This window comes from Agrobacterium sp. Ap1, assembly GCF_017313375.1.
GTDB classification, from domain to species: Bacteria; Pseudomonadota; Alphaproteobacteria; order Rhizobiales; family Rhizobiaceae; genus Neorhizobium; species Neorhizobium cellulosilyticum.
The window spans coordinates 156,499-174,719 of sequence record NZ_JAFLMY010000008.1 but is presented as its reverse complement, the minus strand read 5'-3'; the positions used below and the strand labels follow the sequence as shown (position 1 = coordinate 174,719).

17 protein-coding genes are annotated in these 18,221 nt (G+C 58.8%); 6 read left to right on the top strand and 11 right to left on the bottom strand.

What is annotated here, in order from left to right; translation table 11 throughout:
* Window positions 1-7 precede the first annotated feature (7 nt).
* From JZX87_RS17505 to petA, 4 genes are all read right to left on the bottom strand, one after another.
* Window positions 8-553 carry an adenine phosphoribosyltransferase gene (locus tag JZX87_RS17505; protein WP_148147489.1) on the bottom strand — a complete coding sequence of 182 codons (546 nt, stop codon included), beginning with the start codon at window positions 551-553 and terminating at the stop codon, window positions 8-10.
* Window positions 554-736: 183 nt separating this feature from the next.
* The gene (locus JZX87_RS17500) at window positions 737-1,618 is read right to left on the bottom strand and encodes a cytochrome c1 (protein ID WP_206827022.1); all 882 of its coding nucleotides are present in this window, start codon (window positions 1,616-1,618) and stop codon (window positions 737-739) included.
* 20 nt (window positions 1,619-1,638) lie between these two features.
* Window positions 1,639-2,973 carry a cytochrome b gene (locus JZX87_RS17495; protein ID WP_148147487.1) on the bottom strand — a complete coding sequence of 445 codons (1,335 nt, stop codon included), beginning with the start codon at window positions 2,971-2,973 and terminating at the stop codon, window positions 1,639-1,641.
* Between the two features lie 11 nt (window positions 2,974-2,984).
* Window positions 2,985-3,563: a ubiquinol-cytochrome c reductase iron-sulfur subunit gene (petA, locus tag JZX87_RS17490; RefSeq protein WP_148147486.1), complete on the bottom strand. Its 579-nt coding sequence runs from the start codon at window positions 3,561-3,563 to the stop codon at window positions 2,985-2,987.
* A 378-nt stretch (window positions 3,564-3,941) separates the two neighbouring features.
* On the opposite strand from petA, the gene JZX87_RS17485 reads away from it, so the two are divergent.
* Window positions 3,942-4,886, top strand: a complete 945-nt coding sequence (locus JZX87_RS17485) for an endonuclease/exonuclease/phosphatase family protein (RefSeq protein WP_206827020.1) — start codon at window positions 3,942-3,944, stop codon at window positions 4,884-4,886.
* 4 nt (window positions 4,887-4,890) lie between these two features.
* Here the strand turns inward: JZX87_RS17485 and JZX87_RS17480 are convergent, their stop codons facing one another.
* The 3 genes from JZX87_RS17480 to JZX87_RS17470 form a co-directional block, all read right to left on the bottom strand.
* On the bottom strand, window positions 4,891-6,756 hold the full coding sequence (locus JZX87_RS17480) for an ABC transporter ATP-binding protein (RefSeq protein WP_206827018.1): 1,866 nt from the start codon (window positions 6,754-6,756) through the stop codon (window positions 4,891-4,893).
* 131 nt (window positions 6,757-6,887) lie between these two features.
* Entirely contained in the window at window positions 6,888-8,819 is a 1,932-nt protein-coding gene (locus JZX87_RS17475; RefSeq protein WP_502711321.1) for a methyl-accepting chemotaxis protein, read from the bottom strand.
* Between the two features lie 210 nt (window positions 8,820-9,029).
* A complete protein-coding gene (locus tag JZX87_RS17470; protein ID WP_206827014.1) occupies window positions 9,030-10,883 on the bottom strand; it encodes an ABC transporter ATP-binding protein in 1,854 nt (617 codons plus the stop codon).
* 357 nt (window positions 10,884-11,240) lie between these two features.
* Between JZX87_RS17470 and JZX87_RS17465 the strand changes: the two genes are divergently transcribed.
* Together JZX87_RS17465 and JZX87_RS17460 are read left to right on the top strand one after the other, a co-directional pair.
* Window positions 11,241-11,705, top strand: a complete 465-nt coding sequence (locus JZX87_RS17465) for a tRNA (cytidine(34)-2'-O)-methyltransferase (protein ID WP_206827013.1) — start codon at window positions 11,241-11,243, stop codon at window positions 11,703-11,705.
* Between the two features lie 126 nt (window positions 11,706-11,831).
* Entirely contained in the window at window positions 11,832-13,484 is a 1,653-nt protein-coding gene (locus JZX87_RS17460) for a Na/Pi cotransporter family protein (RefSeq protein WP_206827012.1), read from the top strand.
* A 25-nt stretch (window positions 13,485-13,509) separates the two neighbouring features.
* On the opposite strand, the gene JZX87_RS17455 is transcribed toward JZX87_RS17460, so the two are convergent.
* Window positions 13,510-13,767, bottom strand: coding sequence for a hypothetical protein (locus JZX87_RS17455; protein WP_148145600.1), 258 nt, complete (start codon window positions 13,765-13,767; stop codon window positions 13,510-13,512).
* Between the two features lie 179 nt (window positions 13,768-13,946).
* On the opposite strand from JZX87_RS17455, the gene hemF reads away from it, so the two are divergent.
* The 3 genes from hemF to JZX87_RS17440 all read left to right on the top strand — a co-directional run bounded on the left by hemF (window position 13,947) and on the right by JZX87_RS17440 (window position 15,560).
* Window positions 13,947-14,861 (top strand): oxygen-dependent coproporphyrinogen oxidase, encoded by a 915-nt coding sequence (gene hemF, locus JZX87_RS17450; protein ID WP_206827110.1) that lies wholly within the window; start codon window positions 13,947-13,949, stop codon window positions 14,859-14,861.
* 127 nt (window positions 14,862-14,988) lie between these two features.
* Complete coding sequence (locus tag JZX87_RS17445; RefSeq protein ID WP_148145601.1) at window positions 14,989-15,261, top strand: hypothetical protein; 273 nt, start codon at window positions 14,989-14,991, stop codon at window positions 15,259-15,261.
* Window positions 15,262-15,371: 110 nt separating this feature from the next.
* Window positions 15,372-15,560: a DUF1059 domain-containing protein gene (locus JZX87_RS17440; protein WP_148145602.1), complete on the top strand. Its 189-nt coding sequence runs from the start codon at window positions 15,372-15,374 to the stop codon at window positions 15,558-15,560.
* A gap of 61 nt (window positions 15,561-15,621) precedes the next feature.
* Here the strand turns inward: JZX87_RS17440 and JZX87_RS17435 are convergent, their stop codons facing one another.
* From JZX87_RS17435 to JZX87_RS17425, 3 genes are read right to left on the bottom strand one after another with little or no spacing between them, the layout of a single operon-like run.
* The gene (locus tag JZX87_RS17435) at window positions 15,622-16,884 is read right to left on the bottom strand and encodes a CCA tRNA nucleotidyltransferase (RefSeq protein WP_206827011.1); all 1,263 of its coding nucleotides are present in this window, start codon (window positions 16,882-16,884) and stop codon (window positions 15,622-15,624) included.
* Window positions 16,881-17,531, bottom strand: a complete 651-nt coding sequence (locus JZX87_RS17430) for a CoA pyrophosphatase (protein ID WP_148145604.1) — start codon at window positions 17,529-17,531, stop codon at window positions 16,881-16,883. The genes JZX87_RS17435 and JZX87_RS17430 overlap by 4 nt, the downstream gene beginning before the upstream one ends.
* Window positions 17,528-18,151: a DUF1285 domain-containing protein gene (locus JZX87_RS17425; RefSeq protein WP_206827010.1), complete on the bottom strand. Its 624-nt coding sequence runs from the start codon at window positions 18,149-18,151 to the stop codon at window positions 17,528-17,530. The genes JZX87_RS17430 and JZX87_RS17425 overlap by 4 nt, the downstream gene beginning before the upstream one ends.
* Between the last annotated feature and the right edge of the window lie 70 nt (window positions 18,152-18,221).

Below are 18,221 nucleotides of genomic sequence, written 5' to 3'. Positions count from 1 at the left end.
CAAAAGGTCAGTGGCCGGAAAACTCGGCCAATGTGCGAACCTCGACGCCAAGCGCTTCGAGGTTCTTGCGACCGCCGAGATCCGGCAGGTCGATGACGAAGCAGGCGGAGACGACTTCCGCACCGATCTGGCGCAGCAGCTTGACGGCGCCGACAGCAGTACCGCCGGTCGCGATCAGGTCGTCGCAGAGGATCACTTTTTCGCCAGGCTTTACCGCATCGACATGGATTTCCATCTCGTCGGTACCGTATTCCAGCGCATAGGCCATGCTGACCGTGCGATAGGGCAGCTTGCCCTTCTTGCGGATCGGCACGAAACCAGCCGAAAGCTGATGTGCCATCGCGCCGCCCAAAATGAAGCCACGCGCTTCCATGCCGGCGATCTTGTCGACGCCCATTCCTTCGTAGGGTTTGACCAGTTCATCCACCGCCAGACGGAAGGCCGCCGCATCACCGAGCAACGTGGTGATATCGCGAAAGATGATGCCGGGCTTGGGATAATCCGGAATGGAACGGATCGCAGCGGCGAGAATGTCTTTGGTCGAGGCAGTCATGATAACCCTGTTAAAGCAATTCCAGCAAAAGTGGGAACCGGTTTTGCATCCGGAATTGCGTAAAAAAGCTCCGTCGTCTTGCGGCAGGATCTTTCCGTACCAGTCGAACGAGCGGCCTGTTGAAGATGCGCACATGAAAAAGGCGGCCGAAGCCGCCTTCTCTATCTTTGACCCGGCTTCGGATCAATGTTCCTTATTGGCATAGACCGACTTCTTCGTCAGGTAAATGAGCCCGCTGAAGATCACCAGAAATACCATGACCATGAAACCGGTCCGCTTGCGTTCCTCCAGATGCGGCTCCGCAGCCCACATCAGGAAGGCAGCAATGTCCTTGGCATACTGGTCCACCGTCTGCGGCGAGCCGTCGTCATAGGTCACCTGATCGTCTGCGATCGGCGGGGCCATGGCAAGCGAGGCGGCATTGGCGAAATAGGGATTGTAATGCCCACCTTCCGGCACCTCCACACCCGCTGGCGGCTCCTGATAGCCGGTGATTAGCGAGTAGATATAGTCGGGGCCGCCTTCCTGATACTGGGTGAAGATATCGACGACGAATTGCGGGAAGCCGCGCGTGATACCGCGTGCCTTGCCGAGCAGCGAGAAGTCCGGCGGTGCAGCCCCGTTATTGGCCGCCGCGGCGGCCTGGTGGTTGGGGAACGGAGACGGAAAATGGTCGGACGGCACGCCGGCACGTTCGAACATTTCGCCATCGTCATTCGGTCCGTCCTGGATCTGATAGTTGGCGGCAAAGGCTTTCACCTGTGCTTCCGAATATCCGAGATCGCCCAGCGTCCGGAAAGGCACCAGCTCCATAGAATGGCAGGCGGAACAGACTTCCGTATAGACCTTCAAACCACGCTGAAGCTGCTGCTTGTCGTAATGGCCGAAAGGTCCGGCAAAGCTCCATTTTACATTCTTTGGATGGTGGATCGGATAATGCGGTGTAGCACCCTCCGCATGGGCTTCGGCGCCGGCGGCCTCGTGGTTTTCCTGCGCATTGGCCTGGGCGACGCCCAATCCGGCCAGAAGCGCCAGGGAGAGAAGGCTTGTAGCAAGCTTTTTCATGTGTCGATCCCTCTCCGCGCTCACGCCGTGGCCTTGGCCGGTTCGGTCGTATCCGAACCTGCCTTCTTGCTCTTCTGCTCCAGCACCGCTTCGGTGATCGAGTTCGGAATTCGCCGTGGCGTTTCGAACAGGCCAAGAAGCGGCATGATCACCAGGAAGAAGCCGAAGTAATAGAGCGTGCCGAGCTGCGAATAGCCGACATAATTGCCCTTCAGATCGCCGCCAAACAGCAGCGAGATCAACCCGCCACCCTCTGCGGGCATGGCGCCGAGCCAGCCGAGGAAGATCGAATTGGCAACGAAGATCCAGAAGAACAGCTTGTACCAGGGACGGTAGACTGCCGACCTGACCTTGGACGTATCGAGCCAGGGCAGGAAGAAAAGGATGATGATCGAGCCGAACATCACAAGCACGCCACCGAGCTTCGAGTCGATCGGGCCGACATTGAAGGTGATCGCACGCAGCATCGCGTAGAACGGCAGGTAATACCATTCAGGCACGATATGCGCCGGTGTCTTCAGGGCATCGGCCGGGATGTAGTTGTCCGGATGGCCGAGATAGTTCGGCATATAGAAGATGAACCACGCATAGACGATCAGGAAGACCGACACGCCGAAAGCATCCTTCAGCGTCGCATAGGGCGTAAAAGGCACTGTATCGGTTTTCGACTTCACCTCGACGCCGGTCGGGTTGGTCTGGCCGGTGACATGCAGAGCCCAGACGTGCAGCACGACGACGCCGGCGATCATGAACGGCAGGAGGTAGTGAAGCGAGAAGAACCGGTTCAGCGTCGGCTGGTCGACGGCAAAGCCGCCGAGCAGGAACTGCTGGATCCACTCGCCGACCAACGGGAAGGCGGTGAAGAAACCGGTGATGACGGTTGCGCCCCAGAAAGACATCTGTCCCCAGGGAAGCACGTATCCCATGAAGCCCGTTGCCATCATCAGCAGGTAGATGACGACACCAAGAATCCAGAGGATTTCGCGCGGCGCCTTGTAGGAACCGTAATAAAGACCGCGGGCGATATGCAGATAAACCGCGATGAAGAAGAATGACGCACCGTTGGAATGCATATACCGCAGCAGCCAACCATGATTGACGTCGCGCATGATCTTTTCAACCGAGACGAAAGCTTCGGCCGTCGAGGCTGTGTAATGCATTGCAAGCACGACGCCACTCAGGATCTGCACGATCAGCATCACCGAGAGCATCGCACCGAATGTATAGGCGTAATTCAGGTTTCGCGGCACCGGATAGGCGACGAAGCTGTCATACACCATGCGCGGCAAAGGCAGCCGCTGGTCGATCCACCGTTCGATCCCCGTCGACGGTTGATAAGACGAATGTCCACTCATATGTCAGCCCCTCACCCGATCCTGATCACGGTATCGCTTGCGAATGCGAATGTCGGAATTGCAAGGTTCTGCGGTGCAGGACCTTTTCGGATGCGGCCCGCAGTATCGTAATGCGAGCCATGGCAGGGACAGAACCATCCGTTGAAATCGCCGGACTGGCCAAGCGGAACACAACCGAGATGGGTGCAGGAGCCGATCATCACGATCCAGTTCTCCTTGCCTTCGCCGGCAGACCGGTCGAGGCCGGTCGCCTCTGCATCCGCCGCGATATTGGCGTTGCGGGCGACGGGATCCTTCAGGTCGGACAGTTGAACGGCATTGGCTTCTTCTAGTTCCTTGGGCGTACGGTTGCGAATGAATACCGGCTTGCCGCGCCATTTGACGGTCAGCGACATGCCCGGTTGCAGCGCTGCGACATTCACCTCGATCGAGGCGAGTGCCAGTGTCGACGCATCCGGGCGCATCTGGTCGATAAATGGCCATGCAACGGCCGCAGCACCCACAGCGCCGGCCATGCCGGTCGTCAGATAGAGGAAATCGCGGCGCGTGGGTTCGCTCACCGTTCCTTCACTTGGATTATGCTCACTCACGGTTCAACCATCCTCTCATGCAATGTCCCTGTCATCCGCATGCCTCCTCCTGGCTGTGGTCAACCTCCGTCACCATAGATCGAACACCGATTCCCCAGCAAGCTAGTGCGATCTTTGATTTGATCGCAGATAAACTTGCCGCTTGGCAAGGCCTACGACCGGATGAAGGAACACGATTTCTATTTTGGCATGTAATCGACAGGGCACTGCAACATTGTCTTGCGACACTATGCAGCGGCCATGATTTAACCTGCGATATCAATGAGGAACTTGATTTGGATCAAGCGCATTTCGCAGCCATGAGAAGCAAACATGTTGCGTTGCAAGAGACATTTGCGCGTGCTAATTCATCAATCAAGTGAAGCTTCGGACTCGATCATGACCTCAAGAAAGATCCTTTCCGTTGCAATCTGCGTCATCGTGTCGCTCGTAATGCTGGCAACCGGCACGCGATACCTGCATCCACACTGGATGTTCGCCACGCTTCACAGCCTCCAATTTCACGCGGCCGTGGCATGCAGCTTGAGCATGATTTTTGCGCTAGCTCTCCACCGCAACATCGTCTCCCTGCTTCTGCTCGCCGGATCGCTGGCCCTTGCCGGACATGCCGTAATCATGGGGCGGGAATACACAGGGATGGCGATGGAAAACGACGCCAATGCCCCGAGCTTCAGATTGCTCTCCTTCAATATCCTCAAGGAAAATGAGGAAAACGGGGAAGCGATTGCGAGGATGATCGCCAATTCGGGCGCCGATGTCGTCAACATCATGGAAGCCGAACCACTTGAGGCGCACCTCTCATTGCTTGGCTCGAGCTATCCCTACCATATTGGCTGCGGTGTTCTGACCGCCGGATGCGATCAGCTGATGTTGTCGAAAACACCGCTCGAGCGAGGAACGATCCGAAGCCTGAGCACACTCTTCAGCGACCGCTTCATTCTGGCCGAAACGGAAATCAGAGGACACAAGGTCAATATTGCCGGGATCCACACGACGAAACCCTATTTCGATGAATTCCAGACCGTAGAGCTGGTGCAAGCCACCCTCGCCATGGAAAAGATGCAAGGCCCGCTTGTCCTTTCGGGTGATTTCAACGCCTCGTCACTGGCTCCCAATATCCGCAGCTTCTTTACTTGGACGGGGCTTAGAACTGCATCATATGAACCACCGACATGGCCTGTCAGCCTCGGCAAGTTCGGACTGCCGATCGACCATGTCTATGTCCGGGCGCCGTTGAAGATCAGATCTATCTCCACCCTGCCAAGCGCCTATGGGTCAAATCATGCAGGACTGATGGCAGATCTCGTCATCAGCAACCAGTGAAGACCTATTGTGCGGCATCGGCGGCAAGAAAGCCGCCTGTCTGGCGTGACCATAGTTCGGCATAAAGGCCGCCTGCGGAAACCAGTTCGCTATGCGTCCCCTCTTCCACGATCCGCCCCTTGTCCATCACGATCAAGCGGTCGAGCATGGCAATTGTTGATAGACGATGGGCAATGGCAAGCACTGTCTTGCCTTGCATGAGACCGTCGAGGCTCGCTTGGATTGCGGCCTCCACCTCTGAATCGAGCGCCGAGGTCGCCTCGTCGAGAATGAGGATCGGCGCATCCTTGAGCATGACGCGGGCAATCGCGATCCTTTGCCTCTGCCCGCCCGAAAGCTTCACGCCACGTTCGCCCACATGCGCATCGAAACCTCTGCGCCCGCGCTGGTCCACCAGATTGGCGATGAACTCGTCCGCCTGCGCCTTCTCAGACGCGGCAAGCAGTTGCGCATCGGATGCATCCGGGCGGCCGAAAAGAATGTTGTCGCGGATAGAGCGATGCAGCAGCGACGTGTCCTGAGTGACCATGCCTATCTGCGCTCTCAGCGTTTCCTGGCTGACCTTGGAAATATCCTGGCCATCGATCTCGATCCGGCCGCCTTCCAGGTCGTAGAACCGCAAGAGCAGATTGACGAGCGTCGACTTGCCCGCTCCCGACCGGCCGATAATGCCGACCTTTTCACCGGCACGAACGGTCAGATTCAGATGATCGATGACGCCCTTGTCTTTTCCATAGTGGAAACTGACGTCATTGAACCGGATCTGCGGCCGCTCGACCTTGAGCGCCTGCGCGCTGGGCGCATCGGTCAACCCGATTGGCTGAGAAATCAGCTCGGCCGCGTTCTGTACCGTACCGAAATTGCGCATGATCCCGTTGAATTGCGTCATCAGGCGACCAAGCAAGAAATTCAGCCGCAGCACCAGTGCCAGCGTGAAGGCGACCGCACCAGCGCTGATATTGCCCTGCAGCCAGAGATGGATGCAGAGCGCTGCCATCGACGTGATCATCACACCCGATAGCAGCGCCATAGATGCCCGAACGCCGGTGATGAACCGAGTAAACATCAGCGTCGTCGACTGAAACGTGTTGAAGCCCTCTCGCATGTAGCGGTCATTCGCCTCGTCGCGACCGAACAGGCGCAGCGTCTGGATATTGCTATAGGCGTCGACCATCCGGCCCGATAGCATCGAGGCAGCCTCCGCCGTCTCCTTCGAATGGTAGCGGATACGCGGCACGAAAAAACGTGCGAGCGCGGCAAAGATGGCCACCCAGGCCAGCACCAGCACCGCCAGCCGCCAGTCGAGCCCGCCGACCAGCATCAGCATCGACACCGAATAGATGCAGACGAACCAGACACTTTCCATCAGCGAGGTCACAAGGTCGCCCGCCGCCTGCCCGCCCGACCAGACCTTTGCCACGATCCGTCCGGCAAAATCGTTCTGGAAGAAGGACAGGGATTGCCGCGCCACGTGCTGATAGGACTGCCAGCGAACCAGATTATAGAACCCCGGCGTGATGATCTGCTGATCGACAAGCGCGGTCGCCAACGTCACCAGGAAGCGTATGACGCCAATCAGCACCAGCATCCCGCCAAGTTCCCAGCCATGCGCGGCCAGAAGACCGTCCCATCCCTGCGCGCGATCGATGCTGGCCAGAATATCGACGAGACGGCCGACAAACCAGAACAGCGCCGCCTCGATAGCAGCCGTCAGCCCACCGAGAACCAGCATGGCGAGAAATGGCGTCTTGGCCTGCCGTACATAGAACCAGATAAAGGCAATCGTTCCTTCCGGCGGCCGCAGGTCTCCCTTTTCGGCAAAGGGGCGAATACGTGTCTCGAAAAAACGGAAGAACTGGGTAATGGCCATGGCAACGGATATATGCCGGTTCCGCAATGCGGCAAAGGGCACCGAGATTACATTTCGGCAAGGATATCCGGGAGCCGGACACGCAAACGGCGGCCGAAGCCGCCGTTTGTTCGGATTCTGTGAGGCGAAACTTAGAATTCCGACCATTCCTGCTTCACAGCCGCAGCGGAGGAACCGCCACCGAACGCCGAAGCGATCCAGTTGCCAAGAGCACGAGCCGGTGAAGCAGCCGGGCGCGATGCAGGCGTGGCTGCGCGCGGCGCAGTTCCGGCCGCCCTTGTGCCTTCACCGAGATTGAACTGCGCCAGCAATTCGGTCAGCGCCGCGGCCTGGGTCGCAAGGCTGTGGCTTGCCGCCGTCGTCTGCTCCACCATCGCTGCGTTCTGCTGCGTGCCCTGGTCCATGTGATGAACCGAAGTACTGATCTCGGAAAGACCGGTGGACTGCTCGCGGGCCGAAACCACGATCGAGCCGACATTGGTGTTGATCCGCTGCACTTCGGAAACGATCGTCTCCAGCGCCTTGCCGGTCTCACCAACCAGCGTCACGCCGTCCCGCACCTTTTCGCCGGACTTGGTGATGAGAGACTTGATCTCGCGGGCGGCATTGGCAGAACGCTGGGCAAGCTCGCGGACTTCCTGCGCGACAACGGCAAAGCCCTTGCCCGCTTCACCGGCACGGGCCGCCTCGACACCGGCATTGAGAGCAAGCAGGTTCGTCTGGAAGGCGATGTCATCGATCACACCGATAATGTTGCCGATCTCAGCAGAGGACTGCTCGATCGCTTCCATCGCGGCAACGGCCTGGCGAACGACCTCGCCGGAGCGCTCGGCGCCGACGCGCGTCTGATCGACCAGCTTGCCTGCTTCACCGGCACGCACAGCCGAATCCTTCACCGCCGTCGTCACCTCCTCCAGCGCCGCAGCGGTTTGCTCGACGGAAGCCGCCTGCTGTTCGGTGCGTTTGGAAAGATCGTCGGCCGCAGAACGGATTTCGTTCGCACCTGCATCGATCATTCGCGCATTGTCGCCGACCGAACGCAGTGCGGTCTGCAGCTTGCCGACCGATTCGTTGAAGTTGACACGCAACTGATCCAGCTGACCGGCGAACTGCTGATCGAGACGAACCGTCATGTTACCATCGGAAAGGTTCTTCAGGCCGCCTGCCAGAGCTTCCACGGCAAACGACACTTCGGCCGCCTCACGCGCCTTACGCTCCTCGTTGGCGATCCGCTCCCGCTCGCCCATCGAGCGGTTGGCTTCGGTCTGTTCCTCAAGACGAACCCGCTCCAGCGCATTGTCGCGGAAAACGGCAACAGCAGCTGCCATGTCGCCGATTTCATCCGCGCGACCGGCATAAGGAATGGTGATCTGATTGTTGCCCGCAGCCAGGGACTGCATGGAATCGGTGATTTCCGTAATCGGGCGCGTCACGCGGAAAAGGCTGAGCATGGCTGCGCCGATAGCGATCGCAACGGCAAAGAGAACGCCGATGATCGTCGAGACATAGACGAACTGCGCCATCTCCTTGGTGATCCGGCCGTCCTCGACGCTGCGAACCTTGTTGTCATCGATCAGGCCCTTGAGCACATCGCTGGCCTCGGCACCCTTCGGCACCATCTGGGCAATCATATCCCTGGCTTCGTAAACTCGCGACGAGCTGACCAGCTGGACGAACTGAGCGCCCATGGCGTCATAATCGGCGACGAGCTTCTGCAGGGCTGCGTATTTTTCCTTCGCAGCCGGGATAGTGATGCCCTGCTCGTAATTGTCGAAAGCTTCGGCACGCACTTTGTTGGCCGCCTGAAGCCGCTCGATCATCTGCTTTTTCTCGGCGGCATTCGGCGCGGCAAGCGTCATCAGATAAAGCTGCCGGACATCTGACAATACACGATCCATATTGGCGATCAGGAGAGCGCGCTCCATGCGCCGGCCGATCGTGTCCGCCTGCGTCTCGATCTGCGCGACCGATCGCATGCCCAATGCGCCCTGAACAATAAGGATGAGAACGGTGATACCGAAAAGGGCGGGTAGAAGAAATTTGATTTTTATCGTGTTCATCATCTCAAACCATCAACAATACGCAATGGTGCCATGCACCATACGCATCCCTGACAGTTACAGATAAACAAAGGCTTACCAGCCGATGCTAATTGATGGCATCGAAAAAAGTGCGACAACGAATACCCCTAAAAAGAACTGGGCGTGTATTTGTCCTTACGCATTATGTCGCAGCGGCTTCGCCCGCGAGCCCCATAAAAAGGAAACGGCGGATTACTCCGCCGCCTCGTCTTCCGTCGATTGGTCGCCCAGGAAACCGCCGGACTGACGGTGCCAGAGATCGGCATAGATACCACCGCCGGACGCCAGTTGCTCATGGGTTCCGGTCTCCACGATGCGCCCCTTGTCGAGCACGATCAGGCGGTCCATTTCGGTCAGCGTCGACAGCCGATGCGCGATCGCGATCACCGTTTTGCCTTCCATCAGCGCAAACAGGTTTTCCTGGATCGCAGCCTCCACTTCTGAATCGAGCGCCGATGTCGCCTCGTCGAGCACCAGGATCGGCGCATCCTTGAGGAACACGCGGGCAATTGCGATACGCTGGCGCTGGCCGCCAGAAAGCTTCACGCCCCGCTCCCCCACATGCGCATCGAGACCGGTACGCCCCTGCAGGTCGGACAGCCCTTCGATGAACTCGAAGGCATTTGCCCGCTTTGCAGCCTGGATGATCTCGGCATCGGTCGCATCCGGACGGCCATAGGCGATGTTGTCGCGGATGGAACGATGCAGCAGCGATGTATCCTGCGTCACCACGCCGATCATGCCGCGCAAACTGTCCTGCGTCACCGACGAAATGTCCTGACCATCGATGGTGATCTTGCCGCCTTCCAGATCGTAGAAGCGCAGAAGCAGGTTCATCAGCGTCGTCTTGCCGGCGCCGGAACGCCCAACCAGGCCGACCTTCTGGCCGGCAGCAATGTCGAGCGTCAGCCCGTCGATCACGCCCTTGCTCTTCCCGTAATGAAAGCGGACGTTTTCATAGAGGATGTGACCCTTCTTGGTCGCAAGCGGGCGAGCGCCATTCGCGTCCGTCACATCATGCGGCTTGGTCATCATGTTCATGCCGTCATAGACCGTGCCGATAGCCTCGAACAGCGCGGTTACTTCCCACATGATCCATTGCGACATGCCGTTGATGCGCATCGCAAGGCCGATGGCAACCGCGATCGAACCGACGCTGACGCCGCCCCCCATCCACAGCCAGATCCCGAGACCGGCAACGGCAAACACGGTGAGCGCATTGTTGAGATCGACGAAGATGTTCAAAAGGCTGATCTGGCGCATCTGCCTGTGAACCGTACCAAGGAACTCGTTCATTCCTTCCTTGGCATAGCTCTCCTCGCGGCCGGCATGGGAAAACAGCTTTACCGTGCCGATATTCGTATAGCTGTCGACGATCCGCCCGGTCATCATTGAGCGCGCATCGGCCTGCTCGCTCGAAAGCTTGCGCAGCCTGGGAATAAAGTAGCGCAGGATAAGCACATAGAACACGAACCACAGGATCAGCGGCAGCACCAGCCGCCACTCGACGGCAACCACCAGCGCCAGCATCGAGACAAAAAAGCCGATCGCGTAAACGAAGACGTCGATGATCTTCATCGTCGCTTCGCGCACGGCAAGCGAGGTCTGCATCACCTTGGTCGATACGCGACCGGCAAATTCGTTGGCAAAGAAGGCCATCGAATGCCGCAGCAGGAAGCGGTGCATCTGCCAGCGCGCGATCATCGGATAATTGCCCGCAAGCACCTGGTGCATGGTCACCGTGTGGACGGCCCCGGCGAGCGGCAGGCCGACAAGCACCAGCACAGCCATCCAGATCAGCTTGCCGCCCTCATCGCTCAGGAAGGTCTGGCGATCGGCTGAGGCCAGCCAGTCGACGATATTGCCGAGGAATTGATAAAGCAGCACTTCCGCCACGGCGATGAGCAGTGAGCAGCTGCCAAGCAAAAGCAGCCACGGCCAAGCTGGCTTGGTATAATGCCAGCAGAATGCCAAAAGCCCCTTGGGCGGCAATGTCGGTTGGTCGTCAGGATAAGGATTGAGACGGCGTTCAAACCACGAAAACATCAATAAGCTCCGGCAGACGGACGTCTCTCAGGCGATCCGGCGGCGAAAAGCTGCCCGACTGCGACACTGAGAGAAAAATCAGGCGTGGCCTCAAGCGGCCACGAACGGATCAGAAAAAGCGGATCAGTGAAGAAGAGACTTTGCGTGAACCGCGAAACGCCTCAGGCCAGACGAGTATCCGACTGACGGAGGCGCGAGAGCACGGTCATATCCATGTAGGCCTCCGTAATGGGCGTTAAACAGGCCGCCCTTCTACACGCTCGCGGCAAAATTGAAAAGACCCAATCAGCCGCATCCCCGCATCCGAATGGCTGAAAGGACTTGAGCGGCAAGCATCATCTCCGCTAATCAAAGGGCATGACCGACCTGCGCATCGCCCTTTACCAGCCTGACATTCCCGGTAATACTGGCACGATCCTGCGCCTTGCCGCCTGCCTTGGCCTCGGCGTCGACATCATCGAGCCCGCAGGGTTCGATATTTCCGATCGCAACCTGAAACGCGCCGGGATGGATTATCTGTCGGCGGTCTCACTCACCCGCCACGTCAACTGGGCTCAGTTCGATGAATGGCGCAGGTCGGCCGGACGCAGGCTTGTGCTTGCAACGACGAAATCGCCCGAGCCCTATACACAATTTGCCTATCACCCGAACGACATCCTGCTTTTCGGCCGGGAAAGCGCCGGCGTGCCGGAAAACGTTCACGATACGGTAGAAGGCCGTATCCTGATCCCGATGGTAGAAGGGCAACGCTCCATCAATGTGGCGATGTCCGCTGCGATGATTGCCGGGGAAGCCATGCGCCAGACATCCTGGCAACCATAGGCACTTCGCGAAAACCCAAAAATCTGTCGCGCGCGGTGGCTTGATCACCTACGGAAAAGGTCTATCATTCATTAGCCGGCAACGGAATCGCCCTCTGTTTTCCATGATCATTTCGGGGAGTTTGGAGTGCAATCGACGCTCGTCGTCATCAATATCCTGGGTGCAGTCGCACTGCTTCTTTTCGGCCTCGCACAGGTAAAGGAAGGTGTGACCCGCGCCTTTGGCGCGAGGCTTAGAACCGGGCTCGCCAACAGCACGAAAAGCGGTCTCCGCTCCCTCCTGTCCGGCCTCGTTGCAACGATCGCCTTGCAAAGCTCCACCGCCACCGCGCTGATGACAGCTTCTTTTGCCGAACGCGGTCTGGTCAATCCGCGCATGGCGCAGATCGTACTGCTCGGCGCCAATATCGGCACGGCCGTCACCGCCTGGCTGGTCGCGGCAGGAACCGAGGTCTTCGCGCCTCTGCTGCTGCTCGTCGGTGTGATTTTGTTGCGCAACGGCTCCGCCGCTCGAAAAGGCTTCGGTACGGCGCTGATCGGTATCGGCCTGATGCTTCTGTCGCTCCAGGTTCTTGGGCTGGCGACTGAACCGATGCGGCAATCGCCAGCACTTGCAGCATTTCTGAACCTGCTCGATTCCAGCTGGCTGGTTGCACTCCTCTTCTCCGCCGCTCTCGCCTTCGTCTCCTCATCAAGCCTCGCGATCGTCATTCTGGTCCTGTCGCTGGCATCGAGCGGCATCGCCTCGCCGGGACTGGTCGTTGTCCTCATTCTCGGGGCAAATCTCGGCGGCGCGATCCCTCCCGTCGTCGCTACGCTGACCAGCCCGCCCGAAGCACGCCGCATCACGCGCGGTAACCTGCTTGTCCGCGCCATCGGCTGCACTCTTGCTCTCCCGCTTGCCGGCATAGCCGCTGATCTTCTGCAGACATTGCCGATCTCGCCCGAAAAACTCCCGGTCGACGCGCATCTCGCCTTCAACCTTCTTCTGGCAATCATCGCCTGGCCCTTCGGCGGCCTGATCTCGGATCTCATGACCCGCCTGATCCCTGAGGAGCCAGAGAAGGAAACAGGCCCGCAATTCCTCGATCCGGACGAACTGGATGATCCCATCCGCGCACTCGCCAATGCGACGCGTGAAGTTCTGGGTGTCGGCGATCAGATCGAACGCATGCTGATCCGCACCGAAAATGCCTTCAAGCACAACGATCTTGCGCCCTTGAAGGAGATCGCCCTCCTCGAAGGCCGTGTCGACAGGCTGCAGCAGGACGTGAAACTCTATCTGTCGAAACTGGGACAAAAGGGACTGGGCGACGACAATGCCCGACGTTCGATCGCCATCATCGACTACGCCATCAACCTCGAACATATGGGCGATATCATCGAAAAGGGTCTCTGCGACCAACTGGGCAAGAAGATCGAAAAGGGCCTGAAATTCTCCGATGACGGCTATAAGGAATTGGCCGATCTCTTTGATCTCACGATCGACAATCTGCGCACTGCCCAGACGGTCTTCGTCACCGGCGACGTCAACCTTGCAAGGCGACTGATGGAGATAAAGGTCGATGTCCGGCGGCTGGAAAAACGCTCAGCGGAAAGCCATCTCGAACGTCTGAGATCAGGCAGGCTTGAAAGCCTGCAGACGAGCTCGATACATCTCGACATGCTTCGCGATCTCAAACGCATCAACGCCCACATCGTCTCGGTTGCTCATCCCATTCTGGATGAAAGCGGCTCGCTCATCGAAAGCAGACTGAGGCAGGCGGAAAAACGATCCTGAGATCAAAGATTAGCACCGTATGTGGTTAGTCCGCGCTCGGCAGGCGCCGCATGGTGAACTCGATCTGGTCACCCTCCAGCTGCCGCCAGCTTTCCACCTCGGTCCAGTAGGCAGCCTTGGGAAATTCCTCAAACCATTCCCGCGCCTTTTCGCGCGCGTCGACCCGCGACATCTGGTAGGTTTCGCGCACGAACATGCCGGAGCGCTGGCCGGCCATATGCTGCCGGTGGCGGTCGATACGCCGCTTCAAGCCGTCGAGCGGCGGTGGTGTGAATTTCGCCATGAAAGCCTCTCCGCACCTTGCTAATAAACGAAGATAAGCGTGGTTCGCACGTTTTGCGAGTCCGATTTTCAATGGATGGGAAGCCGTGAAATGGCTGGTAGAATAGCCCATTAAAGCCATTGCTGGTATGGCGGGGAAAGAGGAGCCGAATCGACCGCAAAATGACGAGAGGACGCATGATGGAACGACCGAACCTGCCGAAAGGCCTGCCAGAGGATATCGAAGATAAGAAGCAGGCAGCCCGTGCGTGGTTCGAAAACCTGCGCGATACGATTTGCGCCTCGTTCGAAGCGCTTGAGCACGAATTGACAGGCTCTCTTTCTGACCAGCCCCCCGGAGCATTCGTCGGCAAGGATTGGCTGCGCCATGAAGGCGAAGGCGGCGGCGGCCGCATGTCGATGATGGAAGGCCGCGTCTTCGAAAAAGTCGGCGTCCATACCTCCACCGTCCATGGCGAATTTTCACCGGACTTCCGCAACCAGATCCCCGGCGCGGAGGAAGACCCGCGTTTTTGGGCGTCCGGCATTTCGCTGATTGCCCATCCGGTCAACCCCAATGTCCCGACCGTTCACATGAACACTCGTATGGTCGTGACCTCCAGCAACTGGTTCGGTGGGGGCGCCGATCTCACCCCGATGTTGAACGACCGCCGGACGCAGGAAGACCCGGATACCCAGCTCTTCCACCGCGCCATGGAGATCACCTGCAGACGCCATGAGGCCGTCGCTGAATACCCGCGCTACAAGGCATGGTGCGACGAGTATTTCTTCCTGAAACACCGCAACGAGCCACGTGGCATCGGCGGCATCTTTTTCGACTGGCTGCAGTCCTCGGAAGACAAGGGCGGCTGGAATGCCGATTTCGCCTTTGTTCAGGATGTCGGACGCGCCTTCAACCTCGTTTATCCGCGCATCGTGCGAGCCAATTTCAACACTCCCTGGACGGAAGAACAGCGTGACGAACAGCTGGTACGCCGGGGCCGTTATGTGGAATTCAACCTGCTTTACGACCGCGGCACGATCTTCGGATTGAAGACGGGCGGGAATGTGGAATCGATCCTCTCTTCCCTACCCCCGGCGGTACGCTGGCCGTAACCACAGCCAGCGTGATCACGATCGCTCACGAACTTTTTTTCGTACGGCATCGTACATTTGATAAATGTCATACACGAATCGTCTCTCCCGGTGTTAGTTTGTGAAAATACACTGGGAGGAGTATCCGATGACTACATCGAATAGCATGCCTCGATCCGTCGCCCCCGTTGAAGGCGACGCAAACTCCAAAACACCAAGCAAGTCCGAACTCATTGACCGTCTTGCAACGGAGATGCGGGTAAAAAGCGGGGGTGAACTCCCTCTTTCCTTCTGCATTGCGCAGGTGAAGCGCCAGTTGGCCGGCTTCAAGCCGGATGCATCGGCAACCGATGAGAACCCGTCGATGCCCGTCAACCCGCCAGCGGGTTCGGTTTTCCAGTCCTGGGCCATCCGGGATTAGCTCCGGTCCTTGACCAGAGACCTTGCTTCGGAACCTCAACGCATTCTGACGGTTTATTCTCGGTCGCCCGATGCGGGGCGGCCGACATCAACCATAGGGAGGTAAAGGCCATGCGGCTTTTTGAATGCGGTACGCTTGTGCCCGGCTGCCAGTGGCACACGCGCGCGGAAGAAGACGCGGAGATCGTGCGCCGCGCCGTCGCGCATATGCGAAGCGATCACGGTGAACAGATAATCCGCGAAAACATGGTGGAAAACATCAAGGCACGTATCCGCAACGAGGAGATCGCGCCAGCCTGAAACAGGCCGCGCAAGATGGTGCAGCGACTTGGCGACGGCGACTTGCTTGAAGGCTTAGCGGTTAGCTTTGGCCGCTGGCCATATTCGCCAACCGGGCGGCCAGTTCGGGCCGCTCGGGCAAAAAGTTGCGGCTGATCCAGAACTCCTCAAGCTCTTTGAGTATCTCGCCAACCCGTTTTCCAGCCGGAACGCCCGCAGCGATTACATCGCCCCCCGAAAGCGGAAAGACCGGTTTCTGGTATTTTTCTGCCTTGGACAGAAGCTGAGAAAGCCTCGCGCTCTTGCGCATAGCCACCGGATCGCCCTCGGCGACCGCCCTGGTCGAAGCAAGCGCCAGTTTCAGTCGGAATATCATGCCAAGCCGGTCATGCCGGTAGAGAAGCCGTGCGAAACCGACATCCGTTACCTCATCCGGTGGCATGGGCGTTGCCGCCCATTGTTGCAGCTTCAACGCGTCGGCATTCGACAATCTCAGCCGCTTTGCAAGCGCTTCGAGCCGCTCGACATCCGGCGGCACGATCGCCGACAGCCGCAACAGCGGCTCTGGCTTCCAGCCGATCGCCCGTTCAGCAGCAACGAGAGCGTGAATGCCATCAATGCCCCATTTCTCCGTCTCCGGCAGGATTGCCGTCAAAACGCCGGCCTGTCGCATCCAGAGCATGGCCCGTGATGGATCGGGTGCCCCGAGCAGCTTCTTCGTTTCGGTCCAGACGCGCTCGGCCGAAAGGCTCGAAAGCATGTCCTTGTCGCGCGCGCAGGCACGCAAGCCATCCGCATCCGGCCGTCCCGAGCCATAATAGGCAAAGAAACGGAAGAACCGCAGGATGCGTAGATGATCCTCCGCGATCCGCTGGCTGGCGTCACCGATAAAACGCACCGTGCGCGTCTCGATATCCTTCAGCCCCTCGACGAGATCGATCACCTCGCCATTGGCATCCGCATAAAGCGCATTGATCGTCAGATCGCGCCGTTCGGCATCCGCCTTCCAGTCGGTGCCGAACTCGACAACGGCATGGCGTCCGTTGGTCTCGACATCCCGCCTCAGCGTCGTCACCTCGAAGCCACGGCCCTCGACGACCAGCGTCACCGTGCCATGCTCGATACCCGTCGGCACCGCCTTGATACCGGCAGCCTTCGCCCGCTCGACCACCACTTCAGGCCGAAGCGTCGTCGCGATATCGACATCGGCGACAGCAAGCCCCATCAGCGCATTGCGCACGGCGCCGCCTGCGACCCGCGCCTCGCCACCATCGGAATTCAGCAGCGCCATCACACGTTGCAGGGCCGTGTCCTGAAACCAGGTCTCGCCAGCCACAGAAGTCATGCATAAAGCCTTTCATAAAGCGTACGGAGGATACCGGCGGTAATCCCCCAAATATTCCGGTCCTCATAGGGCATCAGATAGAAATGCCGCTCGGTCCCGTTGAACTGGCGGCTGCCCTGCTGATGGTTGGCCGCGTTCATCAAAAACGACAGCGGCACCTCGAACACATCGTCCACCTCGGTCGGGTTGAGCGTCAGCTCGAAACCGCGCCTGACCACGGAAAGCACCGGCGTGATGCGAAAACCCGATGGCGCATAATAGTTGGGCAGCCGCGCCAATGGCTCGACAAAACGGGGATCAAGCCCGATCTCCTCACGCGCCTCGCGCAGCGCTGCCTGTTCTGGCGAAGCATCCTCGGGATCGATGGCACCGCCCGGAAAGGCGATCTGGCCAGAATGTTTGCGCAGGCTTGCCGTCCGCTGCGTCAGGATGATCTTCGCCTCGTTTCCATCATCGACGACCGGTACAAGCACCGCCGCATCGCGCAGCTTGAGATCGCGCGCCGACTGAACGAACTGCGGATTGAGCCGATGATCGCCGTGATCCCCCCAGGCCGCATCGAGCGGCCTGCCGCTTTGATGCAGCGCCCGGCGACGGAATTCTCCGGCTGAAAACGGTGCTGTCTCATCGATGGTCAGGTCACTCATGATGCCAGCCGCTCCAGTTCATCCGCCCGCATGATCGGAAAGACCTCGCCCGCTGAGCGAACCGCAAACATCTCTATCCCGTCGATCGTGATCGTCTCCCCGAGCGCGACCAACTCATACATCATAGCTCTAGAAACCAACGCCTCCAGCCTTCCGCGCACCAGCACATAGGGCTTCAACTGCCGCTCTTCACCAACAATCTCGAACCGCAATGGATGGACAGCATCGACTTCGACGACATCCCCGACATTGGTGCGAAATGTGATCAGCGGGGCGCCATCTCGCTCTCCCGCCTGCATCTCGACCGCCACGAACGGTGCATCGACGACGCGGATTCCGACCTTTTCCACAGGCGTGACGAGATAAGTTCTGCCGTCGTCATCCTTGCGCAAGACGGTCGAAAACAGCCGCACAAGCGGCGCCCGACCAATCGGCGTTCCGATATAGAACCATGTGCCGTCAGTCCGGATTTCCATGTCTAGATCGCCGCAAAAGGGCGGATTCCACTTCTCCACCGGCGGCAATCCGCGACTTTTGCCTCCCGATTGCTCGGCAGCGCGCGAAATCAGGGCCGCAAGGCCGGCGGCGTCGGGCGCCGAATTTATCGTCTCTGCTGCCATCATTCAGTCCCGGTTCGAAATTAATCGTTGACCGTCGCGATCATTCCTCACGAGATAGTCATTCGGAACG

What these genes read in the sequence shown, in the direction of transcription:
- JZX87_RS17430 (WP_148145604.1), bottom strand. Translation starts at nt 17,531, where the DNA reads ATGAGTGACCTGACCATCGATGAGACAGCACCGTTTTCAGCCGGAGAA.
- JZX87_RS17475 (WP_502711321.1), bottom strand. Translation starts at nt 8,819, where the DNA reads ATGATGAACACGATAAAAATCAAATTTCTTCTACCCGCCCTTTTCGGT.
- JZX87_RS17425 (WP_206827010.1), bottom strand. Translation starts at nt 18,151, where the DNA reads ATGGCAGCAGAGACGATAAATTCGGCGCCCGACGCCGCCGGCCTTGCG.
- JZX87_RS17500 (WP_206827022.1), bottom strand. Translation starts at nt 1,618, where the DNA reads ATGAAAAAGCTTGCTACAAGCCTTCTCTCCCTGGCGCTTCTGGCCGGA.
- JZX87_RS17480 (WP_206827018.1), bottom strand. Translation starts at nt 6,756, where the DNA reads ATGGCCATTACCCAGTTCTTCCGTTTTTTCGAGACACGTATTCGCCCC.
- JZX87_RS17455 (WP_148145600.1), bottom strand. Translation starts at nt 13,767, where the DNA reads ATGGCGAAATTCACACCACCGCCGCTCGACGGCTTGAAGCGGCGTATC.
- JZX87_RS17485 (WP_206827020.1), top strand. Translation starts at nt 3,942, where the DNA reads ATGACCTCAAGAAAGATCCTTTCCGTTGCAATCTGCGTCATCGTGTCG.
- JZX87_RS17445 (WP_148145601.1), top strand. Translation starts at nt 14,989, where the DNA reads ATGACTACATCGAATAGCATGCCTCGATCCGTCGCCCCCGTTGAAGGC.
- JZX87_RS17495 (WP_148147487.1), bottom strand. Translation starts at nt 2,973, where the DNA reads ATGAGTGGACATTCGTCTTATCAACCGTCGACGGGGATCGAACGGTGG.
- JZX87_RS17465 (WP_206827013.1), top strand. Translation starts at nt 11,241, where the DNA reads ATGACCGACCTGCGCATCGCCCTTTACCAGCCTGACATTCCCGGTAAT.
- JZX87_RS17435 (WP_206827011.1), bottom strand. Translation starts at nt 16,884, where the DNA reads ATGACTTCTGTGGCTGGCGAGACCTGGTTTCAGGACACGGCCCTGCAA.
- hemF (WP_206827110.1), top strand. Translation starts at nt 13,947, where the DNA reads ATGGAACGACCGAACCTGCCGAAAGGCCTGCCAGAGGATATCGAAGAT.
- JZX87_RS17470 (WP_206827014.1), bottom strand. Translation starts at nt 10,883, where the DNA reads ATGTTTTCGTGGTTTGAACGCCGTCTCAATCCTTATCCTGACGACCAA.
- JZX87_RS17440 (WP_148145602.1), top strand. Translation starts at nt 15,372, where the DNA reads ATGCGGCTTTTTGAATGCGGTACGCTTGTGCCCGGCTGCCAGTGGCAC.
- JZX87_RS17505 (WP_148147489.1), bottom strand. Translation starts at nt 553, where the DNA reads ATGACTGCCTCGACCAAAGACATTCTCGCCGCTGCGATCCGTTCCATT.